At 53.2% G+C, this 18,949-nt stretch carries 21 protein-coding genes; 4 read left to right on the top strand and 17 right to left on the bottom strand.

Going from position 1 to position 18,949, the window contains the following annotated elements; genetic code table 11:
- Position 1 precedes the first annotated feature (1 nt).
- The 4 genes from ccoO to CJO09_RS01210 all read right to left on the bottom strand — a co-directional run bounded on the left by ccoO (position 2) and on the right by CJO09_RS01210 (position 3,413).
- Positions 2-661 (bottom strand): cytochrome-c oxidase, cbb3-type subunit II, encoded by a 660-nt coding sequence (gene ccoO, locus CJO09_RS01195; protein ID WP_119440737.1) that lies wholly within the window; start codon positions 659-661, stop codon positions 2-4.
- 11 nt (positions 662-672) lie between these two features.
- Positions 673-2,178, bottom strand: coding sequence for a cytochrome-c oxidase, cbb3-type subunit I (gene ccoN / locus CJO09_RS01200; RefSeq protein WP_119440738.1), 1,506 nt, complete (start codon positions 2,176-2,178; stop codon positions 673-675).
- Between the two features lie 61 nt (positions 2,179-2,239).
- Positions 2,240-2,443, bottom strand: coding sequence for a cbb3-type cytochrome oxidase assembly protein CcoS (ccoS, locus tag CJO09_RS01205; protein ID WP_119440739.1), 204 nt, complete (start codon positions 2,441-2,443; stop codon positions 2,240-2,242).
- A gap of 4 nt (positions 2,444-2,447) precedes the next feature.
- Positions 2,448-3,413, bottom strand: a complete 966-nt coding sequence (locus CJO09_RS01210; protein ID WP_119440740.1) for a P-type ATPase actuator domain-containing protein — start codon at positions 3,411-3,413, stop codon at positions 2,448-2,450.
- Between the two features lie 104 nt (positions 3,414-3,517).
- On the opposite strand from CJO09_RS01210, the gene queF reads away from it, so the two are divergent.
- Positions 3,518-4,342: an NADPH-dependent 7-cyano-7-deazaguanine reductase QueF gene (gene queF, locus CJO09_RS01215; RefSeq protein WP_119440741.1), complete on the top strand. Its 825-nt coding sequence runs from the start codon at positions 3,518-3,520 to the stop codon at positions 4,340-4,342.
- Between the two features lie 25 nt (positions 4,343-4,367).
- Here the strand turns inward: queF and CJO09_RS01220 are convergent, their stop codons facing one another.
- The 7 genes from CJO09_RS01220 to orn are packed head-to-tail and all read right to left on the bottom strand — an operon-like array spanning position 4,368 to position 10,943.
- Positions 4,368-5,660, bottom strand: a complete 1,293-nt coding sequence (locus CJO09_RS01220; protein ID WP_119440742.1) for an MFS transporter — start codon at positions 5,658-5,660, stop codon at positions 4,368-4,370.
- A gap of 48 nt (positions 5,661-5,708) precedes the next feature.
- A complete protein-coding gene (pgsA, locus tag CJO09_RS01225; RefSeq protein ID WP_119440743.1) occupies positions 5,709-6,284 on the bottom strand; it encodes a CDP-diacylglycerol--glycerol-3-phosphate 3-phosphatidyltransferase in 576 nt (191 codons plus the stop codon).
- 15 nt (positions 6,285-6,299) lie between these two features.
- Positions 6,300-8,123, bottom strand: a complete 1,824-nt coding sequence (gene uvrC, locus CJO09_RS01230; RefSeq protein ID WP_119440744.1) for an excinuclease ABC subunit UvrC — start codon at positions 8,121-8,123, stop codon at positions 6,300-6,302.
- Positions 8,086-9,132 carry a beta-N-acetylhexosaminidase gene (gene nagZ, locus CJO09_RS01235; protein WP_119440745.1) on the bottom strand — a complete coding sequence of 349 codons (1,047 nt, stop codon included), beginning with the start codon at positions 9,130-9,132 and terminating at the stop codon, positions 8,086-8,088. The genes uvrC and nagZ overlap by 38 nt, the downstream gene beginning before the upstream one ends.
- 17 nt (positions 9,133-9,149) lie before the next feature.
- Entirely contained in the window at positions 9,150-9,569 is a 420-nt protein-coding gene (gene acpS, locus CJO09_RS01240; protein ID WP_119440746.1) for a holo-ACP synthase, read from the bottom strand.
- Position 9,570: 1 nt separating this feature from the next.
- Positions 9,571-10,380, bottom strand: coding sequence for a 2-(1,2-epoxy-1,2-dihydrophenyl)acetyl-CoA isomerase PaaG (gene paaG, locus CJO09_RS01245; protein WP_119440747.1), 810 nt, complete (start codon positions 10,378-10,380; stop codon positions 9,571-9,573).
- Positions 10,377-10,943 carry an oligoribonuclease gene (gene orn / locus CJO09_RS01250; RefSeq protein WP_119440748.1) on the bottom strand — a complete coding sequence of 189 codons (567 nt, stop codon included), beginning with the start codon at positions 10,941-10,943 and terminating at the stop codon, positions 10,377-10,379. The genes paaG and orn overlap by 4 nt, the downstream gene beginning before the upstream one ends.
- Positions 10,944-10,990: 47 nt before the next feature.
- Between orn and CJO09_RS01255 the strand changes: the two genes are divergently transcribed.
- A complete protein-coding gene (locus CJO09_RS01255; RefSeq protein WP_119440749.1) occupies positions 10,991-12,238 on the top strand; it encodes a M48 family metallopeptidase in 1,248 nt (415 codons plus the stop codon).
- 18 nt (positions 12,239-12,256) lie between these two features.
- Entirely contained in the window at positions 12,257-13,159 is a 903-nt protein-coding gene (rsgA, locus tag CJO09_RS01260; RefSeq protein WP_119440750.1) for a ribosome small subunit-dependent GTPase A, read from the top strand.
- 19 nt (positions 13,160-13,178) lie between these two features.
- On the opposite strand, the gene CJO09_RS01265 is transcribed toward rsgA, so the two are convergent.
- The 6 genes from CJO09_RS01265 to CJO09_RS01290 all read right to left on the bottom strand — a co-directional run bounded on the left by CJO09_RS01265 (position 13,179) and on the right by CJO09_RS01290 (position 17,730).
- Positions 13,179-13,862 (bottom strand): CoA pyrophosphatase, encoded by a 684-nt coding sequence (locus CJO09_RS01265; RefSeq protein WP_245961195.1) that lies wholly within the window; start codon positions 13,860-13,862, stop codon positions 13,179-13,181.
- Positions 13,863-14,003: 141 nt separating this feature from the next.
- On the bottom strand, positions 14,004-14,390 hold the full coding sequence (rplS, locus tag CJO09_RS01270) for a 50S ribosomal protein L19 (protein WP_114421945.1): 387 nt from the start codon (positions 14,388-14,390) through the stop codon (positions 14,004-14,006).
- Positions 14,391-14,611: 221 nt separating this feature from the next.
- Positions 14,612-14,905 carry a hypothetical protein gene (locus CJO09_RS01275; protein WP_119440752.1) on the bottom strand — a complete coding sequence of 98 codons (294 nt, stop codon included), beginning with the start codon at positions 14,903-14,905 and terminating at the stop codon, positions 14,612-14,614.
- Between the two features lie 183 nt (positions 14,906-15,088).
- On the bottom strand, positions 15,089-16,018 hold the full coding sequence (locus CJO09_RS01280) for an electron transfer flavoprotein subunit alpha/FixB family protein (RefSeq protein ID WP_119440753.1): 930 nt from the start codon (positions 16,016-16,018) through the stop codon (positions 15,089-15,091).
- Between the two features lie 2 nt (positions 16,019-16,020).
- On the bottom strand, positions 16,021-16,770 hold the full coding sequence (locus CJO09_RS01285; RefSeq protein ID WP_119440754.1) for an electron transfer flavoprotein subunit beta/FixA family protein: 750 nt from the start codon (positions 16,768-16,770) through the stop codon (positions 16,021-16,023).
- Positions 16,771-16,806: 36 nt separating this feature from the next.
- Complete coding sequence (locus CJO09_RS01290; RefSeq protein WP_119440755.1) at positions 16,807-17,730, bottom strand: histone deacetylase family protein; 924 nt, start codon at positions 17,728-17,730, stop codon at positions 16,807-16,809.
- 10 nt (positions 17,731-17,740) lie between these two features.
- Between CJO09_RS01290 and mltB the strand changes: the two genes are divergently transcribed.
- The gene (gene mltB, locus CJO09_RS01295) at positions 17,741-18,949 is read left to right on the top strand and encodes a lytic murein transglycosylase B (RefSeq protein WP_119440756.1); all 1,209 of its coding nucleotides are present in this window, start codon (positions 17,741-17,743) and stop codon (positions 18,947-18,949) included.

Here is an 18,949-nt window from a genome sequence, read left to right on the forward strand (position 1 = left end):
ACTATCGGCTCCCTTCCGCAACAGCGCGCGCCGCAGCCTCACGCCCGGCCACACCCAGACTTTGCAAATACATCACCAGGGCATCTTCTTCGGTTCGATCTTGCAATTGCTCCGGGGCTTGTGCAATTTGCTCGTCGGTATAAGGCACACCAATCGCCCTTAAAGCACGCATGCGACCCTGCACATCGACCCCTTCGACCGAGTTATGTTGAAGCCAGGGATAAGCAGGCATGTTTGATTCGGGTACCAGGTCGCGCGGATTGCGCAAGTGAATACGGTGCCATTCGTCGGAATAACGGCCGCCGACACGGGCCAGATCGGGCCCGGTGCGTTTTGAGCCCCATAAAAACGGATGGTCGTACACAAACTCACCGGCTAACGAATAAGGACCGTATCGCTGCACTTCCGATTGCAGCATACGAATTTGTTGCGAGTGACAACCCACACACCCTTCACGAATATAAATATCGCGCCCAACCAGTTGAAGCGCTTCGTAGGGCTCGACCCCTTCCGTCGGTTCCGTTGTAGAGTGCTGAAAGTAAAGCGGCACAATTTGCACCAGGCCGGCGAAGCTCACCACCAGAATACTGGCAATAATGAGCAACCCGATATTGGTTTCCAGTGTTTCGTGACTGAAAAACTTTTTCTTTTGATTGGCCATTCATCTACTCCTTAAGCCGACACCGGGCCTGTGACAGGTTTATCGGAAGGCGGCCCCACGAGCTCCGGCTGGGTGCTGTCAGGGTTATACAGATAAACCACCGGGTTGGGCTTGTCCTGCCCCTGCAACGTCTTCCAGGTGTTCCAGGCCATCACGAGCATGCCGGCCAGAAAGAAGAACCCACCCAGCAAACGAATGGCGTACAACGGGTACGTTGCCTGCAGTGCTTCAACAAAGCTGTAAACCAGAGTGCCGTCTTCAGCCGTGGCGCGCCACATTAACCCCTGCATGACACCGGCAACCCACATTGAGGCGATATACAGCACCACCCCGATCGTGGCCAGCCAAAAATGCAGCTCAACCTGTTTGGGACTGGCCATTTCCGAGCGGCCATACAAACGTGGAATCATGTAGTAGAAGGAACCAAAAATAGTCATCGCAACCCAACCGAGCGCGCCCACGTGCACGTGCCCCACTGTCCAGTCGGTGTAATGTGACAAGGCATTCACCGTACGGATCGACAGCATTGAGCCCTCAAAAGTCGCCATGCCGTAGAAAGACAAGCCTGTGACCAGGAACTTCAAAATGGTATCGGTACGCAAGCGGTGCCATGCACCTGATACGGTCATGATGCCGTTAATCATGCCGCCCCATGACGGTGCCAGCAAAATCAAGGAAAAGATCATGCCCAGTGCCTGGGTCCAGTCGGGCAAAGAGGTGTAATGCAAATGGTGCGGGCCGGCCCACATATAGGTAAAAGCCAGCGCCCAGAAATGCACAATAGACAGGCGATAAGAATAGATTGGCCGGTTCGCCTGCTTGGGCACGAAGTAATACATCATGCCCAGGAAGCTGGTGGTAAGGAAAAACCCCACCGCATTATGCCCATACCACCACTGCACCATGGCATCTTGCACACCCGAATAAACGGAATACGATTTCCACATGGAAACCGGGATTTCAATGTTGTTGAAAATATGCAGGATGGCGATGGTTAGGATATATGAGCCAAAAAACCAATTGGCCACGTAAATGTGCTTTACACGACGTTTAAAGATGGTGCCGAAAAACACGACGGCGTAAGCCACCCAAACCAGGGTGATCAGAATATCAATCGGCCATTCGTATTCGGCATACTCTTTGGTGCTGGTATAACCCAAAGGCAAGGTTAAAAAACCGGCCAGCAAACAAACTTGCCAACCCCAGAACGTAAAGGCCGCCAGCTTATCGGAGAACAAACGCACCTGACAGGTTCGCTGCACCACGTAGTACGAGGTTGCAAACAAAGCCGTACCGCCGAAGGCAAAAATCACGGTATTGGTATGAACCGGGCGCAAACGCCCGTAACTAAGCCACGGCGTATTGAAATTCAAATCGGGCCAGATCAACTGTGCCGCGATAAGAACGCCTACTGCCATGCCCACAACCCCCCACACAATGGTCATGACGGTAAATTGCCTGACCACCCCATAGTTGAAGGTTTCTGGCTGCTTATCCCGCGTGCCGGAATTGCCCATAAAAATCCCCTAAAACAAAAAACACATGATTAATTTCTAACTTTTTGTCGGCTTGACTTGTTTATTCGCTGCTATCACGTCGTGACTCTTTCTCTTCTTCTCGCTCTTGCATCTTGGGTTCCGGCGTATCGTTATCCTCCAGAATTGATCGCGCCGCCTCGTCGGTATCTTCAAACTGCCCTGAAAAAATGGCCCACCAAAAAGCGGCACCGATTAACACGACCAATATGAGCGAAATAGGTAACAATAAATACAGCGCCCCCATTGGCCTAACCCTGAACGGCCCGGCCCACCCACACGCCGGCCAGTTCACGGGATTGTCGGCGATACAAACGCAAAGCATTTGCCGCTACGGCAAGCGACGACACCAGCATGGTGATCGCCGCCAACCAGGGTTGCACATAACCCAATGCCGCTAAAGGTGTAAGCAATAAGTGCCATATCATGGAACCATACAAATTCTGATGCGCTACCCGCGTTGTGTCTTTGGATAATTGTTCAAGGTGGCGGGAAGAAACCTGTTGACGCTGGTACAAGCTTGCGTGCGCGGCGGCAATAGCCGTAGGCACCGACATTGCCAAGGCACACGGGCAACTGATTACCAGCAAAGCAACCGTCACCGCTACGGCATGTTCCGGTGCGAAAACAAACCAATATGCCCCCGCCAGCGCGGCCAAAGTAAGTTGCGCAACGGTAAACCAAAGCGCAATACGGTCGGCACCCGCCGACAAAGCATGGCGTAATGATTGAATATTTTCATGAAAAGCGCCGTGCGCCATGGTTTGTTGCGCGCAAAACTCCAAGTAGCGTGCCGTGAGCAGGAAAGCCACAAACATAGTGACCGACTCAAAATACACTTCACCGTGGTTGACCCAGGTAGCGTAAACGCTGGGAATAAACGCCGCCGAAATGCCCAAGGCAACGGGGACATCCATGGTAATAACACGTGAACGGGAACGACCCAGAGCCCCTTTCCAAACCGGCCAGGCGCAATACAAAATGACGGGTACCGTAAGAACCAGACTTAACCAATTCAGCAAAACAATGGCGTCATCGAGGAATAATTGGTTTTCAACCGACATGGGTTGATTGCGCAAGTAACCGGGAAACGCAAACATCATGACCTGCATCATGCCCAACCACGCCAAACCCAACCGTGCCACCATGTGGCGTCGTGCATTTCGGTCGGCCGGTGCCATTGCGACCGGAGGGGCGAATAAGGACATTACGGACATGACAAAACTGTACCTGATAGTAAGCTTTAGTTCATTGATTTAAATCAAGCACAGTAAAATGTTCACATGACTGTCGCAATTTTCCTACCCTTTTTCAAAATAAAATGTCGTCTTCCCCTTTAGATCAGGCCCCCCTTGGGCGCGATGTCGCCTATCCAACACATTATGACCCCAGCATTCTTTTCCCGGTTAACCGGGAAACCAACCGGGCGCAGCTGCCCTTCATCCCGAACTGGGCGGGCGCGGATATCTGGCATGCGTACGAAGTGTCTTGGCTTAACACACGCGGCAAACCAATGGTGGCCATGGCCCGTTTTATTGTGCCGCATAACACCCCCCACATTATTGAATCAAAGTCCTTCAAACTCTATCTAAACAGCTTTAACGAAAGCCAATTCAACTCAATAAGCAGTGTGCAACACCATTTGGAAAAAGATTTATCGGCAGTAGCAGGCGGGCATATTAAAGTGGCATTAACTGACTTACACGAGATTCAAACCATACAATGTGCCCCGCTGGAGGGCTTGAATATTGATGGAGCCGACGTCGACATTGAACACTACCAACCCAATGCGGGCCTATTGAAGTGCACAACAAACCCTCAACCGGTTAACGAAACACTTACGTCCGACTTATTGAAATCAAACTGCCCGGTCACCGGGCAACCCGATTGGGGCAGCCTGCAAATCCAATACAAAGGCCCCCAAATCGATCAGGAATCATTGTTGAAATACATTGTGTCGCTACGCCAACACACAGAATTCCACGAGCACTGCGTGGAAAAGATTTATTGCGATATTTGGCAGGCATGCCACCCTGAATTTTTATTTGTATATGCCTGCTATACGCGCCGTGGAGGTTTGGACATTAACCCATGGCGCAGCAGTGAGCCCCTGGTATTTGAACCGACCCGCACGCCACGCCAATAAGTTTTAAGATAGAAGCGGGCGTTGGTTATGCGGGCGCCGCCCCGGTGGCTTTGCGCTGAGCGACCGTATGGCCGATAACCAAGGCAACCACCGCAGCAAGCGCGAAAGTAATGGCAGCACCCACCCACGGGCCCTGACGGAAACCGGCGTCGAGCAGAATACCGAATACAACCGGGCCAATGGATGCACCGACATCCATGCCCGAATACACCAACCCGTATACCGTGCCGGTTGCCCCTTTGGGTGTCACGCTGCGCACCAGCATGTCGCGCGATGGTGCCGCAATACCAGCGCAAAAACCACCTAACCCGACCATGACAATGGCCAGCCAGGGATGCAACATACCCGACGCCAACAACACCAGAATGAGACCGGCAAGAATCAAAGACCCGGCAACTGTCATTTCATTGCGGCGGCTTGCGCCAACCAGAAAACCTCCGGCAATCATGCCAGCCGCAGACGCCAGCATATAGCCCGACAATGCCGTGCCGGCCAAGACTTTATCAATACCGTACACCTGCCCCAGCATGGGAATGGTAAAGCTTTGCACCGCTGAAAGCGACATGGTTGAGCACGTGAAGAAAAAGAACGCACCCCACAAAACAGGCTGCTTAATTAAAGTCACAAAGGTTTCGGCAACCGATTTCGACGCCAAGGATGCCGGGTCGCCTTTATGGTCGACAGGCGCGCTGATTTTGCGCCCGACAATATTGCGCCCCGAAAGCAGATCGCGCCCCAACCAGACAACAACCAAAATGACACCCAGCAAAGCCGCCGCACCAAAAGCGGCAACACGCCAATCGGCCATATAAATTAACGCCGACATAAACACCGGGGTAAGCGCCCAACCCAAGTTCCCCGTGAACCCGTGCGTGCTGTATGCGTGGCCCAAACGATAGCGGCTTATCCGGTGGTTAATAATGGAATAATCAACCGGGTGAAAAACAGAATTGCCTACCCCGCCAATAAAGGCCGCCAATAGCAATAAGGCGTAGCTGTTCGAAAACCCGATAAGTACGCCGGACAACACGAAACAAGCCAAACCAAAATGCAAGACCGGGGCGGGGCCGATACGGTCGACAATAAAGCCGGACGACGCCTGGCCCACACCCGACGTTATGAAGAAAACGGAAACCAGCAAACCCAACTGGCTGTAGCTGAAACCGAACTCATTGGCCAGAGACAAAAACAAGGTTGGGAGAACCAATTGGAAAAAATGCGAACCGGCATGTGCGGCGCCAATCAAGCTAATGATTTTCCAATCGTTTTTTTGAACCTGGGGGCTATCGGGAATATCTTCGACGGTAGTGGCAACCATAATCTTCTACATTCGGCTAAACGCCTGCTGCAACGATGCCTGGCAGGCTCAGGAAGCGCGCTCCCGGATTTGCGGCCAGGCGCGGCGCAGGTAATAAAACATCGACCATACGGTGAGAATGGCCGCAACTATGATCAGTATACTGCCTACCTGCATGGATGACACCCCGAACAAAGACTGACCATACAACAAACAGGGAATCGCCACCATTTGCGCAGCTGTTTTAAACTTACCCAGCCAGTGTACCGCCACACTGCCGCTGGCGCCAATTTGTGCCATCCATTCACGCAGGGCCGAAATGGTGATTTCACGGCCGATAATAATAAGCGCAATGAAAATATCAACCCGTTGCAAATCGAGCAGCACGAGCAAAGCCGCGCACACCATGAGCTTATCGGCGACCGGGTCGAGAAATGCGCCGAACGCCGAAGTTTGGTTCCACCGCCGGGCCAGCCAGCCATCGAACCAATCGGTTAACGCCGCCACAATAAATGCCGAGGCGGCCAGCGTGTCACGCAATGCCTCTCCCCCCAACCATCCGGCAGGAAGGTAAAACAGCGCAACGACCAGCGGGATCAACGCAATCCGCAGCCAGGTCAGAATCATCGGTGTGTTCAATGGCATAGTCGTAATACTAACTTATCGCAGCGCATAATAGATGCGCTCGGCCAATTCGGCTGAAATACCATCCACCTGGCATAAGTCGTCGATGCTGGCTGCCGCCACGCCCGACAGCCCGCCAAAACGCGCCAACAACTTCTGGCGGCGTTTAGCGCCGACACCTTCAATTTGCTCCAACCGTGAAACATTGCGGGCCTTGGCCCGCTGGGCCCGCATTCCGGTAATCGCAAAACGATGAGCCTCATCGCGAATCTGCGCAATAAGCATTAACGCCGCCGACTCTTTCCCCAATGCAACCGGTTCCCGATCGTCGGCAAAAACCAACGTTTCCAAACCCACACGACGACCCTCACCTTTCGCCACGCCCACCAAAGTGGAAATATCCAGACCGAGTTCGGCAAATACTTGTCGCGCAATGCTGACTTGGCCTTTACCGCCGTCGACCAGTACCAAAGACGGCATGGGCGCCTGCCCATCGGCAACACGTGAAAACCGGCGCGTTAAAACCTGCCGCATTGCCGCGTAGTCGTCGCCCGGCGCGACTCCGGCAATGTTATAGCGACGATATAAAGAGGTTTGCATTTCGTGATGTTTGAACACCACACAAGACGCTTGCGTGGCCTCACCGGCAGTATGACTAATATCAAAACACTCAATATACAAAGCGTCCAATGCGGTTTCGTCGGTTTCCAGCCCCAGGGCTTCAGCCAGGGCACGGGTTCGTGTTACACGAGCGCCCGACTCCGTGAGCATACGGGCCAGTGCCATTTGCGCATTCTTCTGGGCCTGTTCCAACCATGATCGACGCGTGGCTTGCGGCCGTGTCAGCACTCGGGTACGCACGCCCAACTGCTCCTGCAGCAATGCAACCAAATCGCTATCAGATAACGCATGGGAACAAATCAACAAGGGGGGTAACGGACTATCAAGATAATGTTGCGCCACAAATGCCGACAAAATTTCACCCGGCTCATCGTCCTGCGTGTGCGTTGGGAAAAAAGCTTTATCGCCTAAGTGACGTCCGCCACGCACCATAGCCAGATTCACGCAAACTCGCCCTCCGGCAATGGCCACGGCAATAATATCGGCATCCTCATCGCCGATTTTCTCCATAGTTTGTTGCTGCAGAACGCTGGCCAATGCCGCCATTTGGTCGCGCAAAACGGCGGCCTCTTCAAACGCCAGGCGCTCGGACGCCTCTTGCATGCGCCCTTCCATGTCGCGCATCACGTCACCGGCTTGCCCATCAAGAAATCGTACCGCACGATCAACATCATGCTGATAGTCTTTAATGGAAATCACGCCCACGCACGGTGCCGAACACCGACCAATTTGATGCAACAAACAAGGGCGCGACCGATGCGCATACACGCTGTCTTCACAAGTGCGTAAACGGAACACCCGCTGCAAAATCTGGATAGTCTCGCGCACAGCCCACGAGTTCGGATAAGGCCCGAAATACCGCCCCTTGCCGCTTGTGGTGCCCCTGTAGTAAGCAATGCGGGGCGCTTCATGCCCGGTAATTTGCAAATAGGGATACGATTTGTCATCGCGAAAAAGAATGTTATAGCGGGGCCGCAAACGTTTGATTAAATTGTTTTCCAACAACAACGCTTCGGCTTCCGTGCGCGTAACCGTGACTTCAACCCGTTTAACCCGCGCCACCATGTGGGCGATACGCGGGCTCGACAGATTCTTCTGGAAATAAGACGAAACCCGCTTTTTAAGATCGCGCGCCTTACCTACATACAAGACCTCGTCATTTTCATCCAAATGACGATACACGCCCGGCAAATGCGGGAGATCAGCCAGAAATGATTTCAGATTGAAGGTCTCGGGCATACTGATATCGTGACTGATGTTGTAAGGCATCCCAATTGGCACACGCAAAGCGCGGCGCTAGTTGACGAATGCGGGCAACCGCCTCGGCATGATTTTCAGGCTGCTCAAGCTGCTGTAAAAGCGTGTCGGCCAAATCGGGACGATTGCACACCAGCACCATATCGCATCCTGCCCCGAACGCCGCTTGCGCACGCGCCAGAATATCGCCCGCAACCGAAGCGCCTTCCATGGTTAAATCATCGGAAAACACCACCCCTTCGTAGCCGAGCTGCTCACGTAAAATATGCTGAATCCAGTAACGCGAGAATCCGGCCGGATGCGCATCCACCTTCGGATAAATAACATGCGCAGGCATCACCGAAGGCAACACCATGTCGCCCAGCCATCCATAAGGGGCGGCATCTTCACGCATGATTTCCTCAAGCGAGCGGTCGTCAACCGGAATCTCGTGATGCGAGTCAGCCACCACATAACCATGGCCGGGAAAATGCTTGCCGCATGCCGCCATGCCGGCCAGCATCAGCCCCTGAATCAAAGCGCGTGCCAACATAGCCACAACCTGGGGCTCACGGTGAAAAGCACGATCGCCAATAACGGAGCTCTGGCCGTAATCCAGATCGAGTACCGGCGTGAAACTTAAATCAACACCGCACGCACGCAGCTCAGCACCCAATACATAACCCGTTTCGGTCGCCAGGCGCATAGCTGCCAAAGAGTCATCCTCCCAGATTTCACCAAAGCGGCGCATACACGGCAGAGGCGTAAAGCCATCGGACTTGAAACGCTGAACACGCCCACCCTCGTGGTCGACCGCAATAAGCAAGGGTTCGTCGCGTACCGCGTGAATCTCGGCGCACAACTGCGTGAGTTGCGTTCGACTTTCAAAGTTACGTGCAAAAAGGATAACGCCGCCTACATGCGGATGACGCAAACGCGCTGCTTCGTGAGGCTCAAGACTCAATCCTTCCACATCGACCATGACCTGGCCAGGCGGCAACACCGCAACCATAATGCTCCCTTGGCCGCTCAGGCCGACTTTGACTCTACCAAAACAAATGCAATCACCATGTCTTTCTCATCGCTCACGGAAACATGTGCGGCACCAAAGCGCTCGGCGTACCAATCGGCCAATATACCGTTCAGCTTCACTTGCGGCTTGCCGCCTGGTGCGTTCAGGGTTTCCATACGCGTCCAGCTCATGGGGCTATGCAAACCCAGCCCGATCGCTTTGGAGAAGGCTTCTTTGGCGGCAAACCGCGTGGCCAGATAACGGGTTCCCCGCGCCGGATCACGCGCACGTCGACGCTCGAAAACCTGCAATTCGCCCGGGCCCAAAATGCGCTGGGCGAAACGTAAGCCAAACCGCTTGAAAGCCGCCTCGAAACGGCTGACAACGGCAATATCGGTACCTATACCAGCCACCGCACCCGGCATGCTCGGCAGCATATTAACGCCCCTTGAACACCGGCGTGCGTTTTTCCATAAACGCTGCAACACCTTCGGCGTAATCGTCGCTGTAACCCAAATCACGCATTAAATCACGCTCCAGATCCAATTGTTCAGCCAGAGTATGACCCAGGCTTTGGTTCAGCGCGTGTTTAGCCGCCGCCAACCCCTTCGTGGGCGCAGTTGAAAAGTGTTGTGCCAATTCATTCAGGCGATCTTCGAACGCGTCGTCGGCAACGCACTCCCAAATAAGCCCCCATTGCTCGGCTTTACGGGCGCTTATTTTCTCGCCCAACAAAGCCATGCCCATAGCCCGGGCCGACCCCACCAAGCGTGGTAAAGCATAAGTGCCACCCGTATCGGGCAACAAGCCCAGGCGACAAAACGGCTCGATGAAGCCGGCCGATTCGCGCGCGATGACAATATCGCCCGCCAAAGCCAGATTCGCACCGGCACCGGCGGCAACCCCGTTTACGCCCACCACGACCGGCATGGGTAACGCGCGCAAGCGTTTAACCAGCGGGCCGTAGTTCTTCTCGATACTTTCACCCAAGTCCACCCGTGCCTGACCGGGCTTGGCTACACGCGCAGATAGATCCTGCCCGGCGCAAAAACCTCGCCCCGCGCCGGTAATAACCAAGACCCGCGGAGTTTGCTTTTCAACGTGTGTCATGGCTTCACGCATAGCCTCATGCATTTGCGCCGTGAAGCTGTTGAGTTTGTCGGGGCGATTCAGCGTAATGCGCGCGATGCCGTTCTGAATCGACAACAGCACGCTGCTGTCGGAAAGAGAAATAGTTGTATCACTCATGAGGCAGCAGGGGTATCCAGTTTAAGAAAATGTTCACGATAGTGTTTGAGCTCATCGATTGACTCGTAAATATCGGCCAACGCTTCGTGACGACTTTGTTTAACGAAACTTTTGTACACTTCAGGCCTCCAACGTAATGCCAGCTCCTTCAAAGTACTCACGTCGAGGTTGCGGTAATGGAAGAAAACCTCCAGCCGCGGCATGTACTTGACCAAAAAACGGCGGTCCTGGCCAACAGTGTTGCCGCACAGTGGTGATTTTCCGGCAGGTACGTGTTGTGCCAAAAATTTCAACAAGGTCTCTTCAGCTTCTTGTTCCGTGATGGTCGAGGCCTTGACCTTGTCGGTCAAGCCGGTACGGCCGTGGGTCGATGTGTTCCATTTGTCCATCGCATCCAGAATTTCGTTGCTCTGGTGGACCACCATAACCGGCCCTTCCGCCACCAGGGTAAGGTCGGGTTCCGTAACCACCACCGCAGCTTCAATAATGCGCTCTTTTTCCGGATCGAGACCCGTCATTTCCAGGTCGAGCCATATTAAACGTTGTTCTTTATTAACCGCCATATAATCATCCCTTAAAACACCAATTTTCGCATAACTGTCCAGTGTCTATGTTCACCATTCTGTTTGTTGCCTTTCTGTTTGCCGATATCGTGACGCGCCTTTGGTTGGGCTGGCGCCAAATTCGCCATGTTCACCAACATCGCAACGAAGTGCCGGCTGCATTTGCCGACCGTATCAGCCTGCGCAGTCATCAACGAGCGGCCGACTACACGCACGGCAAGATCCAAGTCAGCATGATGGAAACCCTGGTGGACGCAGCCGTTCTGATAGGGCTTACCTTATTGGGCGGCTTGCAATTCCTGGATGTTGAACTGGCCCGCCTTATCGAGAATGAAATGGTGCGTCAATTGGCCCTTATCGGCTCTGTGGTATTAATTATGGGGGTGGTAAACCTGCCCTTTTCCTTATGGCGCAAATTTCGCCTTGAAGCACGTTTTGGCTTCAACCGAATGACACCCGCCCTGTTTTTCAGCGACCTGGCGAAGGGATTACTGGTTACCCTGATTCTGGGCCTGCCGCTGGCGGCCCTGGTCCTTTGGGTTATGGGTAACGCGGGCGCCAACTGGCATTGGTGGGCCTGGGGTATTTGGGTGGCTTTTAACCTGGCCATTATGTGGCTATTCCCCACCGTCATTGCACCGCTGTTCAACAAATTCACCCCGCTGGACAACCCCGAACTGGCTGAACGTATTCATAATCTGGCGAAACGTTGCGGCTTCGCGATCAACGGCTTGTTCGTCATGGACGGATCAAAGCGTTCGGCACACGGCAACGCGTATTTCACCGGCTTCGGCAAATCGCGTCGCATTGTGTTTTTCGATACACTGCTTTCAAAATTATCCGGCGAGGAAATCGAAGCCGTACTGGCGCATGAGTTGGGACACTTCAAGTTCAAGCATATTATTAAACGCATGGCCCTAAGTTTCCTCCTGGCCCTCATCTTCTTTCAGGTATTGGGATGGCTCTCGCAACAAGTTTGGTTTTACACCGATCTGGGTGTTATTCCGCAACTGGGTCGACCAAACGACGCGCTGGCATTGATACTGTTTTTCCTGGTTGTTCCCGTTTTCACATTCTGGGTTACGCCATTATTCAGTTTGTTGTCGCGGCGCGACGAATTCCAGGCCGACCATTTCGCCGCCCAACAAGCCAGCCCCGATGCATTGGTATCGGCGTTGGTCAAACTGTACGACGATAACGCGGCTACGCTCACCCCCGACCCCCTCCACTCCGCTTTCTACGATAGCCACCCTCCGGCGGCCATTCGTATCCAAAAACTGAAGTACGGTCTTTAAGTGCGAAAACCGAACGCCATGGGAAATGAAAAAGAAGTTTGTGGCCGGGTCGTCAGCGCGCACGGGCGACATTACACCATTGAGCTAACCGATGGTACCCAACGCACCTGTTTCCCGAAAGGCAAGAAAACCGATGCCGCCGTTGGCGACAACGTGCTCGTTCAACTGGAGGGCGAGGAAGAAGGGGTGATCGTCAAACGTCTTGAGCGCCGCAATTTACTGTATCGCTCAGACGACATGCGCACAAAACAGTTCGCAGCGAACGTCGACCTGCTGCTTATCGTCGTAGCAACCACCCCCGCCTTCTCCGACGACCTGGTGGGTCGCGCCCTGGTGGCCGCGCGGGCCGCCGGCATTGATTGTCTTATTATTCTGAACAAGGCCGACATACAAGAAAATTTAAAGACTGCACGTGAACGCCTTAAAGCCTTCTCAGCGTTCGACTTACCCGTTATTGAGCTCAGTGCGCTAAACGCCGATCAGGTCAACGCAACCTTGCTTCCGCATTTACGCGATAAAACCTGTTTGCTACTGGGGCAAAGCGGTATGGGGAAATCAACTTTGTTGAACACGCTTATTCCCAATGCAAAAGCGCAAACCCAGGCCCATTCTATTGCGCTTGATGCGGGCAAACACACCACCACCAGCACACGCTTATACGATTTACCCCAAGGCGGACATTTAATTGACTCACCCGGCTTCCAGAATTTCGGCTTGTATCACCTGAGCAATACCGAGATAGAAGCCGGGTTCGCCGAGTTCGCCCCCTACACAGGGCAATGTCGGTTCTACAACTGTTCCCACCGCCACGAACCGGGCTGTGCCATTCTGGAGGCGGTAAAAAGCGGTGCCATTCCGCCCTCAAGGCACGCGCTGTACGTAAGACTGCTTGCCGAGAATGAGGCGCAAGGCCGGTATTAACGACCAAAGGTAACGGCCTTTACAGTTGTTTATGTGCAGCGGCCAAATAATGATAGAAATTTCGCACCAATGCCGCCGTCGCGCCCCAAATAAAATAGTGGTTCCAGGGCATGGAAAAATACAAACGCTGGCGGCCGTCGGGTAATGTTGCCTGGTGAAGCTGATGATGCCGTGGATCCATTAAGTACGACAAAGGCGCTTCAAAAACCTCGGCAACTTCCGATTGATCGGGCTGCACGACAAAGCCAGGCTTCACCAACCCAATAACCGGCTGCATGGTATAGCCGGTAGACGTAATAAAACCGGGTTGCGTTCCAATCAGTTGTATGTGATCGGGCCCAATACCCACCTCTTCGTGGGTTTCCCTGAGCGCTGCGGCGATAACGTCAGCATCATGCAACTCAATTCGCCCTCCGGGAAAGCAGATCTGGCCGGCGTGCGACGTAAGGTGGTCCGTTCTGCGTGTAAACAAAACATGCAAACCGTTTTCACGTTGAATGAGAGGAAAAAAAACGGCGGCCGGAATCATACCGGAATGATCCGGCAACAATAAACCGGTTTCGGGGTCGCGATGAACCAAAAAATCTTTCGCAAAAACCGGTTCCACCTGCCACTCAATGTTCCGGCTAAATGCCTGCGCAATGAAGTCTGCCTGTAGTGCAGCGTCCGGCAAAGGATTCAAAACAACATTGGGAGCAATCACGGGTTGAGTTTGCGGGTCAAACGAAAGTTTGACAACAGGACGTACGCGACACGGAGGAATGGAAGGATTTTGCGACATAAACCACAAAAAAACAAAGGCACCGCCCGGGGTGCCTTTGATTAACTGGAGCAGAAAAAGTGCTTATTCAGCTGCTTTTTTGTCTGCCTTGCGAACCAGTTTTTCTTTAATACGCGCCGATTTACCCGAACGGTTACGCAGGTAGTAAAGTTTAGCACGACGGACGTCGCCGCGGCGCTTGACTTCGATGGAAGCAATTTGAGGGGAGTAAAGCTGGAATGTACGCTCCACCGCTTCACCCGAAGAAATTTTACGAACGATGAACGAAGAGTTCAAACCACGGTTGCGACGTGCAATTACAACACCTTCATACGCCTGCACACGCTTGCGGTTGCCTTCAACCACGTTTACGTTAACAACAACGGTATCGCCAGGCCCAAACTCGGGGCGGGGTTCACCATTGGTAAGACGAGCAATTTCTTCTTGCTCCAACTGTTGGATAAGATCCACGATAGACTCCATAAATCATCATGTTCAGGGCATGTTTGAATAACACATTTTTACGGCATGTTTAAACCACATGCTTTGTTTGTAAAAAGCCCAGCAGAGGATGAGGTTGCAAAGCCCACAATTATATAAGAGAAAGAAGAGTATGAAAAGCGGACATTTCTATTTAGCGTTGACAGCGGACATTTCTATTTAGCGTTGACATTTCTATTTCACTTTGACAGTTAAAAACCGCCTAAAGTACCCAGCCACATAAGACCCGGAATGGTTGCCCCCCAAACCACTACCAAAAAAACATCTGAAACCATTGCGGCACGGGTAAGCTTACCTTTGTTTTTGGTGCCGCCTGCATCAGTGCCACTGCCAGCATAGTGGCCGGACGGCGACGATTTCGAACGTGGAAAAGACGCCGAGGGTGTAAAGGGCCATTTTGATACGCCGGATTGATTCGGGCCGCGTGTTTGACGGCCGTTTTTCGCTGTTTCGGCGCGGTGGCCGTTATGTGTAAAGGAATTCATGCTTGCCTCGCTATTAAGCCTTTATTAAGCCTGTTTGAACCACATACAAACAGAAACTGAATAAAAAAATTCACTGTTGTTAAACACAGTATTCTTATACTGTATAAAACAACAGTGAATTTAGCAAGCACTTTTTCGTGCAGTAAATCGTTTGGTCGGGCTGAACCCGGCCGCCGGCACAATTTACAACGCGTCGGTAAGCTCAGGCACGGCTTTGAATAAATCCGCCACCAAGCCGTAATCGGCCACCCCGAAAATCGGTGCCTCGGCGTCTTTATTGATTGCCACAATAACCTTGGAATCTTTCATGCCGGCCAAGTGCTGAATGGCACCGGATATCCCTACCGCCACATACAACTGCGGCGCAACGATTTTGCCGGTTTGACCCACCTGCCAATCGTTCGGGGCATATCCTGAATCAACCGCGGCACGCGAAGCGCCCAACGCGGCACCCAGCTTGTCGGCCAACGGCTCAAGAATTTTGAAGTTTTCCGCGCTGCCCATGCCACGACCACCGGAAACCACTGCACTGGCACCCGCCAGTTCCGGCCGATCACTTTTCGCCAGTTCGCGTCCCACAAAAGACGACAAGCCCGAATCGTCGACTGGGCTGACCGACTCAACCGCCGCCTGCCCACCCTCAGGTGCAACGCCGTCAAAGGCTGTCGTACGAACCGTAATCACTTTCACCGCATCGCCCGACTGAACCGTTGCAATGGCATTACCCGCATAGATAGGACGTTGGAACGTATCAGGGGCATCGACCGAAACAATATCGGAAATTTGAGCAACATCAAGCTTGGCGGCCACACGTGGCGCCACGTTCTTGCCTGAAGCAGTCGCCGCAAACAAAATATGAGAATAATCAGAGGCCAGGGCCAGTACTTGGGCTGAGGCATTTTCAGCCAACCCCTCGGCCAGCGATGCGCCATCGGCCAACAAAACTTTGGCCACGCCTTGCGCCTTGGCAGCCTGATCAGCCGCTGCCTGGGCGCCTTGACCCATTACCAGCACATGGACGTCACCACCCAACTTCGCAGCCGCCGCCAGGACGTTATAGGTTGCCCCTTTCAACTGGGCATTATCGTGTTCAGCAATCACCAGAATCGACATAATTACACCACCTTCGCTTCGTTCTTCAGTTTATCGACCAACGCCGGCACATCAGCAACCACCACACCGGCGGAACGCACAGGCGGTTCAGTCACTTTCAATGTCTTAAGACGGGGCGCGACATCGACACCCAACTCATCAGGCGTAAGAGTGTCAATGGTTTTTTTCTTCGCCTTCATAATGTTGGGCAGCGTGACGTAACGTGGTTCATTCAGGCGTAAATCGGTTGTAACAATGGCGGGCAGCTTCAAGGAAATCGTTTCAAGACCGCCGTCAATTTCACGGGTGACTTTTGCCGTGTCGCCCGAAACCTCGACTTTGCTGGCAAACGTAGCCTGGGGCCAATTCAACAACGCAGCCAGCATTTGACCGGTTTGGTTGGCATCGTCGTCGATTGCCTGCTTACCCAGAATCACGAGCTGCGGCGCTTCTTTTTCAACAACGGCTTTCAACAGTTTCGCAACCGCCAAAGGCTGCAACTCTGCGTCGGTTTGCACTAAAACAGAACGGTCGGCACCAATGGCCATTGCCGTGCGCAAGGTTTCCTGACATTGCTGAACCCCGCACGACACTGCGACCACTTCCGTTGCCGCCCCTTGCTCCTTCAGGCGCGTTGCTTCTTCAACAGCAATTTCGTCGAAGGGATTCATAGACATTTTGACGTTGGCGATATCAACGCCGCTTTCATCGGATTTCACGCGTACCTTGACGTTGTAATCAACCACACGCTTGACGGGCACCAAAACCTTCATCGAGCAGTTCCTCCGGGGGATTAAAATTTTTCCATTTTACAGCTTAGCCAATGCCTTGACATGGGCAACCGCGCTGCGTCCAAGCGCAGACAAGTTGTAACCACCTTCAAGAAAGCTAACGACGCGACCCTGCGCCGACGCCTCAGCCTGTGCCACAATTTGTTCGGTGATCCAGGCGTAATCGTTTTCCACCAAACCCAGCTGAGCCAATTCGTCTTCCCTGTGGGCATCGAACCCAGCCGATACAAAAATAAACTCGGGTTCAAAAGCCTGCAAGCGCGGCAGCCAATGATCTGAAATTAATTTTCGAACCACCTCACCGGTTGCGTAGGCCTCAACTGGTATGTTTAACATATTTTCTGATTTTTTTTCAGTGTGTACGTTAGGAAATATCAAATTCTGATAAAAGCTGCACATCAACACCCTTGAGTCACTCGCAAACATTTCTGCGGTCCCATTCCCATGGTGTACATCAAAATCGATAATAGCGACTTTTCCAAGATTATATTTTTCAAGTGCATACGCTACAGTTACACCAATATTATTCAAAAAACAGAACCCCATCGCCTGGTCGGGTCGGGCATGATGACCCGGGGGACGAACCGCACAAAATGCGTTCTGCGCCTGTCTGTTCATAATTTCATCCACCGCCGTTAATCCAGCTCCGGCCGCTGCCAGCGATGCGGCCAACGTATGGGGATTCATATAGGTATCCGGATCAACCTCAAAATACCCGCTCGACGGTACATGTTTTTTCAAGAAATCCAGGTGTGCGTGGGTATGAACCCGCAGTAAATCGGACTCGCTCGCCTCACGCGCCTCACATGATCGCAGCAACCCCGCAATCCCACTAGCCAGAAACTGGTCATTAATCGCATCGAGGCGTTCAGGACACTCGGGATGCCAGCTACCCATTTCGTGCAGATGACAGGCAGGATGAGTAATATATAGGGTCTGCATAAGGAAGATTATGTTCAAAGCCGTAAAAGTATTGCAAGCTTCAATCGTTATGGTTCTGGCGGGATGCGCCTCGGCCCCTAACGTCGCAACCAGCCAGGCACAAAGCCCAGACACTGCTATCCATGACAATCCGGCATCGGCCGGCCCAGCGTCTGAAACAATCACCACTTTGGCATACGTCGCACCACGCGCAGCAGAGGCACCGGCCATTCAGGCCGGCGGGTCAATTAACCAGGCCAAGGGTTTTACCGACGCCAACGGAAGGTTGCTGCCCGACATTCAGGCCTACGCCAACGAAGTATCACAAACCAGAAACGTCCCGCTGAACCATGTTACGCGACTCTTGCAAGCCGCTCACTATAACCCAAAGGTTGCTCGGCTGATGACGCCGTCTTCGGGGCGCATAAAACGTAGTTGGGTCACTTATAGAAAACGTTATGTGGAGCCGGTGCGAATTAACCAGGGCGTGAGTTTCTGGCAAGAGCACCAGGCGTTACTCGACGACACCGCAAAGCGTTACGGCGTGCCGGTATCGGTCATTGTTGCCATTATCGGCGTTGAAACGCTTTATGGTCGGTATACCGGAAGTTTTGCCGTTCTCGACGCGCTGGCCACCCTGGGCTTCCGCAATCCCGACCCGAACCGGCCTGAACGCAGCCAATTGTTTCGCGACCAGTTGGCAGACCTGATTGAACTGGACTGGAAAAAAGAACTCGATGCAATGAACGTGACGGGTTCATTTGCGGGTGCCATGGGCCTGCCGCAATTCATGCCGGGCAGTTTGCGGCGTTTCGCCGCCGACGGCGACCGGGACAGTAGAATTAATCTGCACCACAGTGTTGCCGATGCTGTCGCGTCGGTTGCCCGATTCCTGCGGCTGCACGGCTGGGAGCCCGGCCTGCCGGTTTTCGCACCGGTTACTGTGCCCGCCAACGCGGCCAAATGGGTCGATGGCGGCCTAACGCCCAATCTAACTTGGCCTGAACTTAACAAAGCCGGTTTCCAGGCGCGCGCCGGGCACGAGAGCGACGCCTGGACACGCCACCCCGTCGGCGTGATCGACCTGTTGGATGAACCACGCAACCTGGCCGAATACCGGGTTGCTACACCTAATTTTTTCGCATTAACCGAATACAACCGCAGCTATTTCTATGCTACTTCGGTGGCTGAACTGGCTAACATCCTGGCTGATCGCATGGGCTACGGGCGCGCATTTTGA

The organism is Neopusillimonas maritima (genome assembly GCF_003576595.1).
Lineage (GTDB): Bacteria > Pseudomonadota > Gammaproteobacteria > Burkholderiales > Burkholderiaceae_B > Neopusillimonas > Neopusillimonas maritima.